Origin of the sequence: Marinobacterium sp. BA1 (assembly GCF_041155135.1) — a bacterium.
GTDB classification, from domain to species: Bacteria; Pseudomonadota; Gammaproteobacteria; order Pseudomonadales; family Balneatricaceae; genus Marinobacterium; species Marinobacterium iners.
In genome coordinates this window covers 246,059-261,701 of record NZ_BAAFHC010000002.1, presented here as the reverse complement: position 1 = coordinate 261,701, position 15,643 = coordinate 246,059, and the positions used below count along the sequence as shown (strand labels likewise).

Sequence of the window (15,643 nt, the reverse complement as noted above, 5' to 3'; positions counted from 1 at the left end):
ATGGATGCAGGCAAGATAGTAAAAAGATTTGCTAAATCTGAATTTTCAATTCATCTGAACGAGCTGTTTGATGATATGCCCGACGAACTGGAAAGCCTGCTTAACGAGGCCCATGATCGTTATCTGCATCTAATTGATGTGACGAAAGGTAACTTTTCCGGCAGCACCGTAGTACAGGATAGGGCTAATTTCCCGAAGATGGTAAAGCGCGGCGAGTCGGGATTGCCGGTATTCGATGGTGATGATTGTGTGGAATTTATGGCCGCTTGCTACAGAATCCCTGAATTGCTCTGTCGTATGTTCGTTGCCAACGACTACAACTGGATAGTCGCTTCAGGTTGCGTATCAGATCCCTCGGAAATTGATCGCAACAACCAGGAGCTAATGAACCATCTGAAGAATACCTCAGCGCTGGAAGAAGTGATCCAGTTTTTGATACAGAGAGGTCTGTTAAATGAAACAGGTCCGGCGGTCAGCAACTAAAACCACAGCAAGGTAAAATATATGACAAATTCTTTCGATAACTACCAGATCATTATTTTTTGCCTATCCCTGATAAGCCTAATAGTGTCATTTATTGTATCAAGTAAGATTGGATACCGGTTGGGCAAAAAACCCTGGGTAATTGTTGGTAACGCAACAAGCGCTATTTTTGACCATGTTTTATCAGTTGGAGTTTTATTGGCTTTTTTGTTGGCTCTTATTTGGGGTTTCAAGGCTTTTCTGGTAGCTCTCGTGATTACTACATGTGTAACGATAGGTCTCATTGCTGGCGTACCGAACGGTGTAAGCAAGTTGAAAAAGCAGGAACATAATCACTAATGGTGCCGATAATCTGAAATGTCGGCGCAACAGTGTTACACTATCTTGGTAGCCTACGGCGCAGCTCATGCTGCATTCAATGTCTTAGCCCAGACATGTGACTATGTCGGCCCCAGGAGCATGTATGCCAACACAGGATTCACTATATATTCGAGAACGTGAACACTGGCTTGAGCTCTTTGTGCCGAACCCCAGCGCCAAAGGCAAGAAAACGTATCGCTATATCCCAATACGAAACAGTGATCGCCAAAGCGCTTGGGATCGCGCTATCCATGTACGTGATCAGATTCTGCAGTCCGATTGGGGCCAAGTACACGATCAATTGCGTAGTGTTCACCCGTCAGAGCTGCCCCAAGAGTTTACCGCAGCATGCGCCAGCCTGATGCAGCTGTCTGAACGCTATGGACAGATCCGGGTCAGCACGTTGGGATTCCTTGGTGCGACCAAGGCCTGCCAACCCTTCACGGCGGATGCGATCGCCGAGGAGCTGGACACTGCTAAACGCAATCTCGAGGGTCAATTGCAGCGCCTGGCCGTAAACGGCTTTATCCGCCGTGAATCTTTTGTGCTGAGCACCTATTTCTTGACCGCAAAAGCCGATCAATTACTGGCAGAATGGGATTCCATCCGTGCCGCCATACATCCAGACGCCCCCGCATTCGACGCCCCCGCTTTCTATATCGAGTGCAAGCAACATCATCCATCTCTGATGCTATCAAGTGTTGCGTATTTGCTCATGCTGAATGCGGGGACCTACAACATCCGGCACCTCTCAAATGGGCTTGGTACTACCCGTGCAGGAGCAAGTATGGCCCTTCAGCGCCTTCGCGCTCAGGGTAGTGTTATCTTTGAGCATGGCGGTATTTCTGGGCGTCCTACTGAGCTTCAGCATGTGATGCTCACCCTGGCCGGCCATGACATATTGAACCTGATGTTTGAGCTGGAGAAATGACCGTGGTGACGCCCCCTGCTTTCCCGTTATATGACTCCCCAGAGCGTATGGATGCACCCTGCACTGCGGTCAGCGAATATATCACGCAAATCAGCACCACTCGCGTTCCTGACGCCAGCCTGATCTACGAACATGGGTATGACTGGCTGTTCGCAGCCCGGCATACGCTGAATAACTTCAAGGCATACCGCAGTGAACTCACTACGTTCCTGCACTGGTGCTTTATGATCGAAGAGATCTCGGTCTTTGATGTGAAACGCAGCCATTTGGCGCGCTACATTGACTGGTGTGAAGAGCCCGACCGGGCACTAATCGCCACCTTTAACGTACCCCAGTTCAAAGATCACAATGGCATGCGTGTACCGAATGAAGCCTGGCGGCCGTTTAAGGGCCGTAAAGCGGATAACGGGGAAACGATCTATCAGATCACAGAATCGGCTCTCAAGTCCAAACTGGCGGTTCTGTCGACTTTTTTTACATACTTGATCGACGAGGAGGTCATGGAGCGGAACCCAGCTGCTGCCCTCCTCCGATCAGGCCGGTTCCGCGGCGCCAGCCAGGCCACAGCATCAGGCGAGGATGATGAGCACCTGAAGGCCTTCACTGAACTGCAGTGGTCCTATGTCATGGCTGAAGCCGAAAAGATGGCACAGGAGGATCCAAGCATCCATGAGCGTACGCTGTTTATCGTATCGCTGATGTACGGTTGCTACCTGCGCATCTCTGAGGTGGCAGGTCGTCCCGGTTATAGCCCGATCATGTCGCAGTTCAGGCGAGACCCCAAAACCGGCGTCTGGGGGTTCTTCATCCCAAGCTCAAAAGGTGGCAAGCGTCGAACAGTCGCGGTATCCAACGAGTTGCTTGACGCATTGAAGCGGTACCGGACATACCTGGGGCTGTCCGCCCTTCCCTCACCTGATGAAAAGACGCCCCTGTTCATCCGACATAAGAAAACCTCACACGGCCGCGATGAGGGACTGCTGAATGCGAACCTGGGCATCCGGCAGATCAGGGATACCCTTCGTTTGCTATTTGAGCGCGCGGCGGATGCGATCGCTCAAGATGGTTTTGATCTTGATGCCGCAGAGATGCGTGTGATGACGCCGCACAGTCTGCGGCATACTGGGATCAGCCATGACATAAATCTGAATGGCCGCCCTCTGTCGCATGTTCAGGCAGATGCCGGTCATGACAGCATCGATACGACCTCGCGATACCTTCATACCACTCGTACAGAGCGGCATGAAAGTGCGGCGGGGAAGAAATTGAACAGGTTAGCGTGAAGTCTCTTGCTTTATTTGACATCCTCACCGCCCTGAAGAGGCGGTGATTCCTCCTGCGAGACGCCCATGCCCGAGCGCGAGTATGTTCCTGGCCGCGTTGATATCGCGGTCGTGAGTGACACCGCACTCACAGGTCCATTCTCTTATTCCAAGGCCGACTCGTCCTTTCGGACTGTGGGCGCCAAGGGCGCCGCAACACGAACAGGCCTGGGTGGTGTAGGCCTCATTCACCGCCTGAAACACGATCCCGGCGCCAGCGCTCTTATAGGACAGGAACTGTTTCAGCATCGCCCAGCCGGCGTCGTACACCGACTTGGCGCTGTTCGTACGGGTGAATGAGGATGATTTCACATCGCCAATGATGATCACGCCGCAGCGATCCACCAATTGGCGGCTGAACTTGTGCAAGGCGTCTTTACGCCGGTTGGCGATTTTGGCGTGGATCGCCTTAACGCGTTGTTTCTTCCGTGCCCGCTGGGCCAGGCCCAGCGCCGGTTCCAGATCCCGGTAGAAGCGTCCGGCCTCCAGCCGGGTGCCATCCGAACAGGTGGCCGTATCCTTGAGCCCGAGGTCGATTCCGATCGCATCCTGACCGGCCGGAACCTCGGCCTCAACTTCAACGACCACATTGAGGTACCAACGGCCGCGGGCATCTTCGGAGAAGCTGCCGGCTCTGAACCGGTACCGGGCCAGCCCGTAGCTGTCCCAGACCTTGAAGTAGTGGCCGTTGTGGTAAATCTGGCCGTTCTTCCATTTCACCGCGCCGGACTTGAACGGAATCCAGCCGAGCGAGCGGCGCACGCCGCCGCTCTTGCGCCATTGCAGCCGGGTCTTTTTGAACTGCTGCCGGCGGGTGACGTACTCGCGACCAACTTCCTGTACCGTATGACTGTGCAGGCCGAGGTCTTTACCGGCACCGTTGGTATAGGGTTGGATGTCGTAGGCGGACAGAAACACACCCCGTTCACGGATCGAACGTTGGCTCAGTTCGTTCACATAGTTCCAGACCTGATTGATTGACCATGCCATCTGCTGAAGCAGACAGCGGTGGCGATCCTTGATCCGAACCTTGAGGGTTTTGGTGTGTTTCATACTGTCCAAGTATACAGTATTATCAAACCGGCTGCGCCGGTTGCGCTATCCTTCCCCGGACTAAAAGTACGGGGCTTGACGCGCGTATTGGTCAGCCCAGCAACCGTAAGCCACCTTCATCGCTATGGATACACTGCTGTGGCTGGGATGGTGAGCATGAAATCGTGGAAAGCCTGCAGACTCGCGTATTCATGCACGGCTTCCCGTAGCACGCTGTTCAGGTTCCAAGGCTGGCGAATCAATGCGCCACGCTCTACTCGGCCGCTGGACAGCGCTTGGTTAATATTGCCTATGTGGTCGTCTACGATCCAAGAAAACCGATCATTATACGCGGCGCAGGCCTCGGCTTTGCAACGCGTATGCGCATTGACGACCAAAGCATCTGGACGAAATCCATGCGTTTCCAGCCACTGCTCCGTGAGGGCTTGCGCGTCTGGATGGTAGGATCGGTTGGTGCACATAACCACAGGGAATGCCTTCTGCAAGGCCTCAACAGTGGTTCGAGCCCCTGCAAACGGGTATGCCTGTTCAAGAACCTGATGCTTCACTAGAGCACACAACAGCGCATCCATCGACACACCGTAAATTTCATCCAGGTAGTACTGGTACCAGGCCGACACTGGGATATCTTTTCCAGTCTCGGCAAGAAACGCCTGCTGCATCAGGTCTGATATGTCTGCCACCACGCAGTCGAGATCCAGGATGATTGGGAGATTGCCCATATCGGCCACCATTTTTATTTGCGGTATAACCATTTATTGCTATAGTAGGTACTCACGCGGTCAACGTCAAACCAATACAACGAGCATCGATTAACGAGCGTTGTGAAATTGATTTCGTGGCACATCAACTGACGGAATGAGAGTACGAGCTTCGTCTATGGCAGCGGCAGAGAGCCGGTTGCCCTGAAGCATTGCGGTTGAAAGACGCGGACCGCATTGTGGACAGAACACGTAAATGCTGGGAGTGTAAGTTGTTATGAGCGGATTATTCGGTACTGAAACCGTGCGATCGCCTATCAAGAGCGCGGAGTGGTATACCCCGGCGTGGATATTCGAAGCGCTCAACATCGAATTCGACCTGGACCCATCCAGCCCCCACGACATTGACACGGCGGTACCGGCAGTTACCAAGTACACCATATTCGATGACGGTCTCAGCAAACCTTGGTATGGACGGGTATGGCTCAATCCGCCGTATGGTAAAGAAACGCCGCGATGGATGAATCGAATGATCGCCCACGCCAATGGGATTGCACTGGTCTTCAGCCGAACAGATGCCAGTTGGTGTCAGGCAGCCATGAGATCGGCCACGGCTATGTTGTTTATTCAGGGGCGAATCGAGTTCATGCCTGGCCGTGAAAATCAGCATAAACGTAGCCGGTGTGGCGCAGGTACGGTGATGTTTGCTTGGGGCGGCGACTGCGCCAAGGCTCTTGAGCGAATGAGCGATCGCGGAATGTATATACTTGTGAAATCTTAACGCAAGTTTCACGCAGACTTGCCTCTTGTCAAGGTCACATGAACACCTCACAGACAATCAGGAGAGTACCCTTGGTATACGAGAAACTGTTTAACGGTAACGGTGATGAATTTTCCGCCAAATATGAAGCCGAGAAGTGGCTCAGGGAAAATGGCTATAGCGTTGGCTCAAGCTCTATAGATGGTCCGCAGGGCGTGGTAAAAGGGGATGCGTACATTTCGAAGTGGCGGAACATGACGAAGCGTGAGCAGAATGAAATGGATGGCGTTTTATATGCTGGTCGAGAGGGGGTTGCCCGCCTGCTCCTGAAGCAGGCGCCAGACAATGGAATTGCGTAAATGAGCAAAAACCAGCGGCAGAGGCTCAGTAAAAATGACCTCTGTACTTTCATAAAATCGGGTAACCCGGTTCGGCTTATTGAACCGCACGGTCGCCGTGAATGGATTGTTGAGCGCACCAGCGGAGCATCAAAGGGCAAGCAAATGATTTGCCGAGAATCGGCACTCGTGCCGGTAGATGCCGCGGATACCTGAAAACGATGAATATGAACAGGCCCACGAGAGGAGAACTTGCCTAATGTCTTGCAGCCATAGCACGTTGAACTATTTAGCCTTGAGCTGTGTAAAGGGCATCGGCCCGGCAACACTGCGCAAGATTCATGCGGCCTTTGGCAGTGAAGTGGCATTAAAAGATCCTGATGCCCTGCAGCCTTGTCTACCAAGCAATATCACACTCTCTCCTGGCGCCATTGACGAAGCCATGGATCGGGCGCAATTCCAGATTGATCAGGCCCAGGCTCACAGTGCTGTCATTCTTTCACGCGCTGATCCTGACTATCCCCCTCTTCTGGCCAGCAGCCATGATGACCCTTTCATTCTTTATGTGAAAGGATCTCTTGCAGCGCCTGAGACACTGTCAGTTGCCATTGTCGGAACACGCAAACCCACTCGGCATGGAAGCGTCATTGCTCACCGTATTGCAGGGTACTGCAGTGAGCAGGGCGCCAGTATTGTCAGTGGGCTTGCGCTCGGATGCGATGCCATCGCACACCAAAGCGTGATTGATCATAGGGGACACACCGTGGCTGTACTCGCACATGGCCTGCAGACAGTTGCGCCTCAGGACAACAGACCTCTGGCGGAAGCCATTCTTGAGCGCGGCGGCGCCCTGGTTTCACAATTTCCCTTCGGTACCGATCCGATACCGGCAAACTTCGTAAAACGTGACCGCGTTCAGGCGGGACTCGCTCAAGGCGTTATTCTGGTTCAGTCCGGTATGTCCGGAGGCAGCTTGCACGCGTCACGGGCGGCATTGCGCTCCGGTCGCTTTTTGGCTGTTGTACGCCCCACTGATGCGGACCTCGAATCCAATATTCATAGCATTCGAGCCAACCGGTGTTTGACCGATCCTGAAACGCCCACCGACGAGAAAGCGCAACTGCTCAAATGCGACCCGGATCGACTGACTGCCATGCGCGTCATCAACGGCCGAGATGACTACCCGCGTCTCTTTGCGTGAAACAACACGACAACCGGCCTACAATTGGCAATCAACCTTTGGAGAACTCACATGGCATTCCCTTCACCTGCGGCAGATTTCGCTGAAGGCAAACTGGATTTCAATACACTCTGCGTAGAACACCCCGCCGCCACCTATTTGTGAGCATGTCTGGCGATGAAATGCACGGCATTGGCATTCATGATGGTGATGTTCTGGTTATTGATAGCAGTATTACCCCGAGCCCTGGGGACATCATCATGGTCGATGTTCAGGGTGACTTCTACTGCCGCGAGTTTGGAGGGGTTAACAACACTGGCGTGAAACTCATTGCGCACGGATCAGGCAAAACCGATGTAAAAATGGTCGATCCGAACCATCTTGAAGTGTTTGGCGTTATAGCAGGCGTGGTGCGCCAGATGCGCTCAAGCGCGGGCGGGGTTCCTTACATGAAAAACACTGAGTAGCGATTCCCTGACCGCCCTAAAGGGACGGTCTCTTCCCCGCGTATTGTTCAGCACAAACAGCGGTGCCAAGGGGGTCAACTTCATTGTTAAGCGCCAGCGCAGCCATCTGCTCCTCATAGGTAGGCAGATGCGTCCGTGACCAATCAAAAGCCTTCATGTCCACGCGAGCACGTGCTACGACAACCTCCGGATTGAACACTACCACCCACTGATCACTGCCACCGCCGGCAGAGCCGAACATGGGTGCAGAGAAAACATCCAGATCAGCGCCCTCCCCCACGATAAACTCGTTCAGCGGGGCTGCCACTGAGGGTGTTAAGGCATTGTGGTTGATCATGAGGGTTATCAGATAGTCCAGCCCAATGCGGTCGGATCCGTGGCGTTCTGCATTTCGATGCAGGTTCGCGATCACTTTTTTACCCGATCGAACACGATTGGCTGCAATGAACTGCTCCATGTGACCAACGCCGCTCTTAACACCGCTCAACAGACGTGCGTTCGGGTCAACGTCCACGGTTTGAACAATGCCGCCGCCACGGGCATAGTGGCGAGCGGTTTCAATACCATTGGTCAGGTATAGGCCTGGCCCATACTCCATGACCTTGGAGTTCTTGGGGCTTACCTCGAAAGGGCCGACCCAATCTCGGCCGCCGTGGTAAAACTGAATTGTGTCATTCGATTCAGACGTCATATCAAAGCCCTATCTTATCCAAGGTGTTCGTCGAAGCCCCGAAAGATGATTGAATGACCATCTCAATCACGGCCACCATGATCAACAAAAAAAGCACCACACACCAAGCTGATCAGGCCCGGCGAAAAACGCCAGTCTGTGTTTGCGGGGCCGTTGGATTGTTCTCCCCTGACTATCGCAAGCTTCCAAATTCCAATGCCTACCAGGCAAAAACCAAGGAACGCAAATACCGTCTGTACCCAGACGCCCGCCTCAGAAAACTGGCCTCCAAATTTAGCGATTACATCGCTTAGCTCGAAACCGCCTGCATAAGCCCGAGTCGCACAAATTGCCAACATGAATGTTGAGGTGGCTCGTTTCAACATCATAGCCCTCTCCTTAAAAGCAATATTTTATTTTCTAGTTTATGCCTGAAAACACTCGCAAATATCCGCCTCAGGTATCTGTTGAACCCACTGTAAGGCAAGACTCCGAAGTTGCCCTGCCTCTTGGCCTGATCGATCGCCTCTTGCATGACGCGGCCATACTCAGCCCACAACTGCGACATACGTGTTACTCTGATTGCGTATCCAAGCGACTTTGGATCGCGTCAATGAATTGTTCAACACCTCCAAAACCCGAAAACTGTGATCCGTTGGACATGACAACATAGGGCGTCCCCGTCAGCCCAGCGCCATTGCCTGCGTTCAGCAAGGCATCCAGTGCAGCCTTACCCTCTGCGTTCAGCGCCGAATAGTCAGAGTCCTTGTGCAAGCCATGTGCCTCAAATCCTTGGTCAAGCAACGTTTTCTGCTTGGCTACGTCCGATTCAGCCAAAACATGAGTGAGGGCCGCATATTCAGGAGATTGCTCGCCACCACGCGGGAAAAGCGCATAGCGCACTGTGATACCCTGATCATTGATGGCCTTCATCTCATTGTGCAGTCGGGTACAGAATGGGCACGTGGTATCCGTAAATACCGTGACGACAGCCTTTTCCTCGCCGGCGGCTGGGTAGTCGATCACATGAGCGTCAATGGTCTTCAGCAGGCTCACACGGCTATCCCAATTCTCTCGATCAAGCCGATCCGTGATCGCCTGAGAGAGCGACTGGCCCGTTTGTGCATCGATCAGCTGGCCTTCGATAATGAGGAAGCGGCCATCTTGCGATGCTAGTGCAAAGTCCGTAGTGCCCCGGATGGCCAGGATATCAAAGCCGGGCAGCGGGGACGTCAGAGGATTAATTGCGTCCATCGGGATCGAGAACATCTTGCTGGCGTTGCTGACGTGCGGGTGATCACCGCCTTCAACCGCAACGAGGGGCTTCCCCCAGTCACCTGAGTTCAACAGTTCTTCGTTTGAATAAGCATAGGCAGACATGGTCATCAACAGCGATGTTGTTACAGCAAGGGGGAGCATCTTAATGCGCATAGCGATTCCTTTGTATGAGATATGCGGCCACTAAAACCACAAATGATGATACCCTATATTATCACAATGTCGATTCACTTGGGCTTTATTGCATATGCCAAACACCATCCCTCATCTGTCTGCCTTGGGTGATTTCCACTCAATGGCGATTCTTGGAGCCGCTGCCGCCATCTTCGTATTGGCTGGCTTACTCGCCCTATTCATCTTCAAGAACCGAGCATTACCCTATGGCCGTATCCCCGACCTGTTTACACCCGCCGAGCGACACTTCCTAAACACGCTGGATCAGGCAACGCCGGAGGACCTAAGGGTCTTTGGCAAAGTCCGCATTGCAGACGTGTTGCGCGTGACCACTTCAAACCGCAAGCGGTTCTGGCGTTACTTCACCCAGATCTCGTCCAAACATTTGGATTACGTACTGGTTGATCGCAAGAGCTTGCGTATCGTATGTGCGATTGAACTGGACGACCGATCTCATGATCGCCGAGACCGTGGTGTTCGGGATACCTTTGTCAACGAGGCCTGCGCCACTGCGGGACTCCCGTTGATACGGGTGCCGGCAGCGCGTCAGTATGATGTAAATGTAATCCGTCAAAGAATCGCCCACGCTACACATCAGAAAAAGGACTCAAAATGCTGAATGCACTACAGTGGCTGGCAATGTCATCGATGCTGGTGGACCACATCGTACAGTCACCGTTGTGGCTCAATATGGAAGGCCATAGTTGGTTGCTGTCATCCACCATTGGACGTATCGCATACCCGCTATATGCAGGTTTGGTGGTGTGGACATCGAAAACGCGCCCATCAACGCGGCATCTTATGCGCCTTTGGAGTCTCGCCCTGATCGCACAGATACCCTACCTCGCAGCCATGCACCCCGACACACTCAGCCTGCCTCTGTATGAGTGGAAATGGAATGTCTGCGTGTCCCTGGCCCTGGGTGCGAGCCTGATTCAAGGATACCAGCAGAAGCAACTCATCGTGCTTGGCATGTCCCTGTGCCTCATCACCCTAATGACTGGGTTCAACATCCGCTATGACTACGGCCTTGCGGGGATCCTGTGGATGTGTTCACTAGCTGCCGTATTGAGCATCACGCACCGCTTGGTCAATTATGGTATGCGCGCATTGCTGACGCTGATGACGCTCATCATTGGCGTCATGGGGTCCTATCACAGCATGATGTTGTCGGTCACAGTGGTATGTGCAACCACCTTGATGATGTTGTTAAATTTCGAGGGGTACGTGATTCGTGAGATCCAATGCCCAAGAGCCCCTTCCTGGTTATGGCGAGGGTTCTATCCCGGGCATCTAATATGCATTGCTGGGATTGGCCTTTTAACAGCAACTCCTTAGCACTTCCCGCGTAAACCATCGCCTACTCAGGCGGTGATATAAGCGGGCACCGCGAAGCGGTGTTGTAACACCGACCCAATCACTGTGGTAATATACAGGTATGATCACCGCCACCAAAGTTCGCATCTACCCAACGCCTGAACAGGCTGGTTTCTTGAACCAGCAGTTCGGTGCTGTGCGCTTTTGTTACAACAAAGCGCTGTGGCTGATGCGAGCCCAGTATAAGCGACACGGAGTGAAGTTGCGCGCCAAACGCGACATCAAGCCGTTACTGGCGGTCGCGAAGAAATCCCGCAAATATCATTGGCTTAAAGACTTTGATTCTATCGCGCTGCAGCAGGCGGTGATCAATCTGGATACGGCCTTCACCAACTTCTTCAACCCGCAGCTGGCGGCGCGGTTTCCGCGCTTCAAATCCAAGCGCGGGACACAATCCAGCTACCACTGCACCTGCGTCAGCGCGGGTGATCGCTGGATCAAAATCCCCAAGCTGGATCGGATCAAGGCATGGATCCATCGTGAAATCACCGGCAGGGTGAAGAGCATTACCCTGAGTCGCACCGTAACCGGTCACTACTACGCTTCGATTCTAACCGATGACGGACAGCCACCACCTGTGCCGATGCAGACACTGGATCGGGTCGTTGGCATCGACATGGGCCTGACCGATCTGTGCATTACCTCGGACGGCGTGAAAATACCGAATCCGAGGTTTCTGAAACGTGCCGCTGCCAACCTGCGGCGCAAGCAAAAAGCCCTGTCCCGCTGCCAGAAAGGCAGTCGGGGCCGGGCCAGGACCCGGCTACTGGTGGCCAAGGCGCATGAGCGCTTGGCCAACGCCCGCGCTGACTTCCAGCATAAACTGTCTCGACAGATTGTCGACGAAAACCAAGCGGTGACTGTTGAGACCTTGAAAGTGAAAAACCTGCTGAAAAACCGGAAGCTGGCTAAGCACATCGCCGATGCCGGTTGGCACAGCCTGATAACGAAGCTGGCGTATAAGGCCGAACAGGCCGGTAAACACCTGGTCAAGATCGATCCCTGGTTTGCCAGCTCCAAGACTTGTGCTGGCTGCGGCCAAAAAGTGGATTCGATGCCGCTGAATGTCCGACGCTGGGACTGCCCAGCCTGTGGTGTCACCGGCATCGACCGCGACATTAATGCCGCGATCAATATCCGCCAGCAGGGACTGTTGAAGTTAAGAGCGGAAGGACTGTCCGTTCCTGCCAACTGAGGCGGTGTAAGTCCGGCCACGCGCCGGTTACTGCCTGTGACGTTGGAAGCATCGCCCGCTAGGGCGGTGAGCAGTCACAACTTGGGTTCGTGACTACTGTTCAGACCTTCTGGATAGAACGGTGCCATAACGTCAGGCTCAGCAACGCCAAAGATTTCGCCTCCGATGTTGAGGCCTTCTGGATACTCTTTTATCCCCGTACCGTCCACATATACGTCGCCCGAAACCTGAATATCTTCAGGAAGCGCCTGAACCGGGGTCGAACTTAAGGACAAATGCAAACCCACGGTAAGGTTCGTCGGCAGACGCTCCACCTGGGTACCACAAAGCAAGAGCGACTGTGTTACCCGCAAATTATCAGGTAAAGCAGTGACGGGAAGAGCTCGGAGATCCAAGTGACCCCTGACTTCAATAGTATCACCCTGAACTTTAAACGGTGTTTCATTGCTGATCAAAAATTCAATAAGCTCCTGCTTATTCATGCGAAATCCCCTGTATTTCAGATACATTGAAAGTTTGTCGTCAATTTTGACTGGGGCGCCAGTGGATCATGCTCAGCACTCAGCGATGGTAAAACCTCCGCCACCTCCTCAGGGGGTAATCGCTTCGCCATGGCAACCAGCGTATCTCGTATTTCGCCCATTGAAGCACGATTAACAAAGGCATCAACCTGCGCCGTAATTGGACAATCGTCTGTCATATGGTTGTCCGGAATGCCTTTGACCCAAACCTGTTCAATCTGCGCCGGATCGTATGTCGATCCAGCGGCAAACGACTTCAGATGCTCAACGGCAGACCTCACAGCCATCTGGGTGGGAACATGATTAATGGAAGCATCAAAGACCTCGGGCTCAATCAGCATTTCGACCTTCGGAATGGCGCGTCCGTCGTACAATCTCGCCAGCGCGCTCCCCTCAAACATAATCCCATTGGGGAGCATACGGCTGGCTAGCTCAATCTCACCGACAATATCGGCCCCATCGTGCCGTACCGAGATATCCACCCCGTTCTGATCGCGGATCGTCTGTACCGCTGCTTTAGCGGCGTCTAACGCAGGCAGGGTCTCTGGGCAAGGCGCAGGCATCTGGATGCGCTCACGCACCGCTTCGATCAGCTCTGCCTCATGGGCGCGTCCGGAAAGCTTCAGATCGTACATAATCTCGTCTGCCGTCATCGACCGGGCAAGACCATCGTGCAGACCTGATATCTGCAGGAAGTCATCCAGTGCTACGGCGGCCTCGCTGGGGGTTGTGATCAGCCCAAGACGCTTATGAAGCTCACGAACGGGATTCCATTCATAGGTGGTTTTCACTTCAGGAACAGCCGGATGCGCATTGTCCGCCTGGAAAGCCTGGCGCACGGCGCCTTGGCAAAAGTGCACCCGGATTTCCGGGTTGTGGGGAACCGGCAGGCCCTGAACCTCGCAGGCCTTAATCATGTCGCCATAAAATCGCACAGCCTCACACAGCTGATGACGAATCGCTTCGCGAGCATCATGCGTCAGCAAACGCTCTGCATCGTCCTGCGTCTCTATACTCGGAACGTGGATCTGTACCACACCCTGCGTCCAATCCTCTGAGTCGAAAGAAAACTCACAACTCAGGACTATGTCAACACGTACGTTACCGCCATCACTACCCAGCTCAAACGTGCTATGGATATCAATCGACTCAGCCGTGTTCATGACATCGTCCGGCGACCAGCGATCCTGATTGGTGATGCACTGCTTGGCGAGGGATTCAGCCTTATTGATATACTGCACTGAAAGTGGTGCTTCAGCTCGTGCGTTCATCATTGAACTCCTGTCAGGGTCATCTGGGTCGCTGGGAATAATCGACCGTTACGATAAATGGTTAAACCCATAATAGAGTCCTTGGCGCTCAAGGTCAAAGCAACCGACCTTTTGCTTATTGGGCGGGCACCGGCCTCAGGCTGGCAACAAATTCTGAAACGCCCTTACCCCCGATGGCACCGGACAGGTCTATACGGGCCGCAAGCGAGTTGAAGGTACCCTCCAGCGCTTCAGGCTCCATCAGCATCCAGCGCTCAAGCGGTGCTGTGACCGTCTTTGACCATGGGCTGTTGTCACCCCCGCGCATACGTGCCATCTGGTCAATATACTGCCGTGCATCCTCATCCGTCATCGCAACGAAACCGTCAGCATCTGCAATGTAATCGTGGACCAAGCGCACCAATAAGGGTGACTGTCGGCTACTGAAATGCGTTTTCCAGAGCCAGCCAATCTGCTGATCAAAGTGAACACCCGGCATCCGCAACAGGTCAATCATCTCGGTCAGCGCTTCGCGGCTCAAAACTGCTTCATCAGTCGCCACAAGCGTATAGAGCTGGCGTGCAACGTCAATGGCCACCTTCTCAGTGTTCTGCATACCCTTAGCGGCATCGAGCAGTGGAGCATCATCAGCGCCCCAGGCCTGCTCTATCGCCATTAGAGCAGGCTGGGATAGATGTGTCAGGGCATTGTGCCCACAGGCCGCTTTGGCGGCAACGGTTCGCCATTGCACCAGGTCATGGATAAATGTCTGTATCTCACCAGCTGGTACCGCCTGAGTTTCCATCACGCGCCCTGTCATAATGGCCGCGAATACATCAGCGGCTACTTCAGATACAAAACGCATATCGAGCGGCGTTTCTTCCTTGCAGTCGCGAAGATCAGCAGTCCCTGTGTGGTACCATTCATGCATCAAGAGGAAGACCGGCATAAAGCGCTTGAAGTGCTCGCCGGATACGAGATCTTGCCCCTCATAGATGACCGACATTGCATGATCCGCACTGTCTTGCGCGTTAAACTCGATCACATGAAGATAGGGCTCACCCATTCGCAGGCCGGTTTCATCGGTTAGAACATGAGCCTGGGTCGGGGTGTTAGGATCGGGTAAATCCAGTGCCCGGAGTCCAAGGCACTGGTACCCCCGTGTCGATCGGTACTCCGATCCAAATGCGGACGCCAGCGCCCCATCAAGCCGAGTGCCCATGGGTACCACCAAAATTCGCCCATCCTGCACCAGCGGATTCGTCACTACGACAGGGTTTGAGGGAGCCGTACCGGTGGTCATCACATGCTCAGTCAATGCGGCTGGCAGCATTTCAATTGCCGTCACCGACTGATTGGAACGTTGTTCTTTCACGACCTGGTCGAAGGATACGGCCATACCCAAGGGGCTGAGCATGCATGAGAACAAAATACCAACTCTCAGAAGTTCTTTGCGCATATGGCTGAAGACCTATTGCCTATCGATGTTTGATAGAGGCTCGCAGGAAAAGGTAAACCGGAGCCAGTATAACGGCCTTGAGATAGGTATCGAATGTTCTGACCGCTTTAGGTTTAAAGTCTAC

The 15,643-nt window shown here is 53.6% G+C and carries 19 protein-coding genes; 11 read left to right on the top strand and 8 right to left on the bottom strand.

All coding sequences use genetic code 11. From position 1 onward, the window contains the following. From ACAM29_RS20625 to ACAM29_RS20615, 3 genes are all read left to right on the top strand, one after another. On the top strand, positions 1–483 hold the full coding sequence (locus ACAM29_RS20625; RefSeq protein WP_369625462.1) for a hypothetical protein: 483 nt from the start codon (positions 1–3) through the stop codon (positions 481–483). Positions 484–946: 463 nt separating this feature from the next. Continuing rightward, a complete protein-coding gene (locus ACAM29_RS20620) occupies positions 947–1,774 on the top strand; it encodes a hypothetical protein (RefSeq protein ID WP_369625461.1) in 828 nt (275 codons plus the stop codon). A gap of 2 nt (positions 1,775–1,776) precedes the next feature. Continuing rightward, the gene (locus ACAM29_RS20615; protein WP_369625460.1) at positions 1,777–3,057 is read left to right on the top strand and encodes a tyrosine-type recombinase/integrase; all 1,281 of its coding nucleotides are present in this window, start codon (positions 1,777–1,779) and stop codon (positions 3,055–3,057) included. Between the two features lie 24 nt (positions 3,058–3,081). Here ACAM29_RS20615 and ACAM29_RS20610 read toward each other — a convergent pair whose 3' ends face one another. Together ACAM29_RS20610 and ACAM29_RS20605 are read right to left on the bottom strand one after the other, a co-directional pair. Then, on the bottom strand, positions 3,082–4,149 hold the full coding sequence (locus ACAM29_RS20610) for an RNA-guided endonuclease InsQ/TnpB family protein (protein WP_369625459.1): 1,068 nt from the start codon (positions 4,147–4,149) through the stop codon (positions 3,082–3,084). Between the two features lie 122 nt (positions 4,150–4,271). Beyond that, complete coding sequence (locus ACAM29_RS20605; protein WP_369625458.1) at positions 4,272–4,871, bottom strand: hypothetical protein; 600 nt, start codon at positions 4,869–4,871, stop codon at positions 4,272–4,274. 256 nt (positions 4,872–5,127) lie between these two features. Between ACAM29_RS20605 and ACAM29_RS20600 the strand changes: the two genes are divergently transcribed. The 5 genes from ACAM29_RS20600 to ACAM29_RS20580 all read left to right on the top strand — a co-directional run bounded on the left by ACAM29_RS20600 (position 5,128) and on the right by ACAM29_RS20580 (position 7,595). Next, on the top strand, positions 5,128–5,631 hold the full coding sequence (locus ACAM29_RS20600; protein ID WP_369625457.1) for a DNA N-6-adenine-methyltransferase: 504 nt from the start codon (positions 5,128–5,130) through the stop codon (positions 5,629–5,631). Positions 5,632–5,702: 71 nt separating this feature from the next. Then, positions 5,703–5,969: a hypothetical protein gene (locus ACAM29_RS20595; RefSeq protein ID WP_369625456.1), complete on the top strand. Its 267-nt coding sequence runs from the start codon at positions 5,703–5,705 to the stop codon at positions 5,967–5,969. Further along, positions 5,970–6,164: a hypothetical protein gene (locus ACAM29_RS20590; protein WP_369625455.1), complete on the top strand. Its 195-nt coding sequence runs from the start codon at positions 5,970–5,972 to the stop codon at positions 6,162–6,164. 43 nt (positions 6,165–6,207) lie between these two features. Continuing rightward, the gene (locus tag ACAM29_RS20585) at positions 6,208–7,149 is read left to right on the top strand and encodes a DNA-processing protein DprA (protein ID WP_369625454.1); all 942 of its coding nucleotides are present in this window, start codon (positions 6,208–6,210) and stop codon (positions 7,147–7,149) included. 146 nt (positions 7,150–7,295) lie between these two features. Beyond that, positions 7,296–7,595, top strand: a complete 300-nt coding sequence (locus ACAM29_RS20580; protein ID WP_369625453.1) for a LexA family protein — start codon at positions 7,296–7,298, stop codon at positions 7,593–7,595. 16 nt (positions 7,596–7,611) lie between these two features. Here ACAM29_RS20580 and ACAM29_RS20575 read toward each other — a convergent pair whose 3' ends face one another. From ACAM29_RS20575 to ACAM29_RS20565, 3 genes are all read right to left on the bottom strand, one after another. Further along, positions 7,612–8,286, bottom strand: a complete 675-nt coding sequence (locus tag ACAM29_RS20575) for a hypothetical protein (protein ID WP_369625452.1) — start codon at positions 8,284–8,286, stop codon at positions 7,612–7,614. A 62-nt stretch (positions 8,287–8,348) separates the two neighbouring features. After that, positions 8,349–8,654 carry a hypothetical protein gene (locus ACAM29_RS20570; protein WP_369625451.1) on the bottom strand — a complete coding sequence of 102 codons (306 nt, stop codon included), beginning with the start codon at positions 8,652–8,654 and terminating at the stop codon, positions 8,349–8,351. Between the two features lie 184 nt (positions 8,655–8,838). Then, positions 8,839–9,696, bottom strand: a complete 858-nt coding sequence (locus ACAM29_RS20565; RefSeq protein WP_369625450.1) for a DsbC family protein — start codon at positions 9,694–9,696, stop codon at positions 8,839–8,841. Positions 9,697–9,790: 94 nt separating this feature from the next. On the opposite strand from ACAM29_RS20565, the gene ACAM29_RS20560 reads away from it, so the two are divergent. The 3 genes from ACAM29_RS20560 to ACAM29_RS20550 all read left to right on the top strand — a co-directional run bounded on the left by ACAM29_RS20560 (position 9,791) and on the right by ACAM29_RS20550 (position 12,289). Beyond that, on the top strand, positions 9,791–10,336 hold the full coding sequence (locus tag ACAM29_RS20560) for a DUF2726 domain-containing protein (protein ID WP_369625449.1): 546 nt from the start codon (positions 9,791–9,793) through the stop codon (positions 10,334–10,336). Continuing rightward, complete coding sequence (locus ACAM29_RS20555; protein WP_369625448.1) at positions 10,330–11,055, top strand: TraX family protein; 726 nt, start codon at positions 10,330–10,332, stop codon at positions 11,053–11,055. Before ACAM29_RS20560 ends, ACAM29_RS20555 begins: the two co-directional genes overlap by 7 nt. A 100-nt stretch (positions 11,056–11,155) precedes the next feature. Beyond that, positions 11,156–12,289, top strand: a complete 1,134-nt coding sequence (locus tag ACAM29_RS20550; protein ID WP_369625447.1) for an RNA-guided endonuclease InsQ/TnpB family protein — start codon at positions 11,156–11,158, stop codon at positions 12,287–12,289. Positions 12,290–12,363: 74 nt separating this feature from the next. Here the strand turns inward: ACAM29_RS20550 and ACAM29_RS20545 are convergent, their stop codons facing one another. From ACAM29_RS20545 to ACAM29_RS20535, 3 genes are all read right to left on the bottom strand, one after another. After that, positions 12,364–12,771 (bottom strand): hypothetical protein, encoded by a 408-nt coding sequence (locus ACAM29_RS20545; RefSeq protein WP_369625446.1) that lies wholly within the window; start codon positions 12,769–12,771, stop codon positions 12,364–12,366. Positions 12,772–12,788: 17 nt separating this feature from the next. Beyond that, entirely contained in the window at positions 12,789–14,084 is a 1,296-nt protein-coding gene (locus tag ACAM29_RS20540) for a hypothetical protein (RefSeq protein ID WP_369625445.1), read from the bottom strand. A gap of 112 nt (positions 14,085–14,196) precedes the next feature. Then, a complete protein-coding gene (locus ACAM29_RS20535) occupies positions 14,197–15,519 on the bottom strand; it encodes a hypothetical protein (protein ID WP_369625444.1) in 1,323 nt (440 codons plus the stop codon). Positions 15,520–15,643: the final 124 nt, after the last annotated feature.

Excerpts from the sequence above, each read along its gene's own strand:
- ACAM29_RS20585 (WP_369625454.1), top strand. The coding sequence starts at position 6,208 with ATGTCTTGCAGCCATAGCACGTTGAACTATTTAGCCTTGAGCTGTGTA.
- ACAM29_RS20580 (WP_369625453.1), top strand. The coding sequence starts at position 7,296 with ATGTCTGGCGATGAAATGCACGGCATTGGCATTCATGATGGTGATGTT.
- ACAM29_RS20545 (WP_369625446.1), bottom strand. The coding sequence starts at position 12,771 with ATGAATAAGCAGGAGCTTATTGAATTTTTGATCAGCAATGAAACACCG.
- ACAM29_RS20540 (WP_369625445.1), bottom strand. The coding sequence starts at position 14,084 with ATGATGAACGCACGAGCTGAAGCACCACTTTCAGTGCAGTATATCAAT.
- ACAM29_RS20555 (WP_369625448.1), top strand. The coding sequence starts at position 10,330 with ATGCTGAATGCACTACAGTGGCTGGCAATGTCATCGATGCTGGTGGAC.
- ACAM29_RS20605 (WP_369625458.1), bottom strand. The coding sequence starts at position 4,871 with ATGGGCAATCTCCCAATCATCCTGGATCTCGACTGCGTGGTGGCAGAC.
- ACAM29_RS20610 (WP_369625459.1), bottom strand. The coding sequence starts at position 4,149 with ATGAAACACACCAAAACCCTCAAGGTTCGGATCAAGGATCGCCACCGC.
- ACAM29_RS20625 (WP_369625462.1), top strand. The coding sequence starts at position 1 with ATGGATGCAGGCAAGATAGTAAAAAGATTTGCTAAATCTGAATTTTCA.
- ACAM29_RS20590 (WP_369625455.1), top strand. The coding sequence starts at position 5,970 with ATGAGCAAAAACCAGCGGCAGAGGCTCAGTAAAAATGACCTCTGTACT.
- ACAM29_RS20620 (WP_369625461.1), top strand. The coding sequence starts at position 947 with ATGCCAACACAGGATTCACTATATATTCGAGAACGTGAACACTGGCTT.
- ACAM29_RS20535 (WP_369625444.1), bottom strand. The coding sequence starts at position 15,519 with ATGCGCAAAGAACTTCTGAGAGTTGGTATTTTGTTCTCATGCATGCTC.
- ACAM29_RS20560 (WP_369625449.1), top strand. The coding sequence starts at position 9,791 with ATGCCAAACACCATCCCTCATCTGTCTGCCTTGGGTGATTTCCACTCA.
- ACAM29_RS20570 (WP_369625451.1), bottom strand. The coding sequence starts at position 8,654 with ATGATGTTGAAACGAGCCACCTCAACATTCATGTTGGCAATTTGTGCG.
- ACAM29_RS20600 (WP_369625457.1), top strand. The coding sequence starts at position 5,128 with ATGAGCGGATTATTCGGTACTGAAACCGTGCGATCGCCTATCAAGAGC.
- ACAM29_RS20575 (WP_369625452.1), bottom strand. The coding sequence starts at position 8,286 with ATGACGTCTGAATCGAATGACACAATTCAGTTTTACCACGGCGGCCGA.
- ACAM29_RS20550 (WP_369625447.1), top strand. The coding sequence starts at position 11,156 with ATGATCACCGCCACCAAAGTTCGCATCTACCCAACGCCTGAACAGGCT.
- ACAM29_RS20565 (WP_369625450.1), bottom strand. The coding sequence starts at position 9,696 with ATGCGCATTAAGATGCTCCCCCTTGCTGTAACAACATCGCTGTTGATG.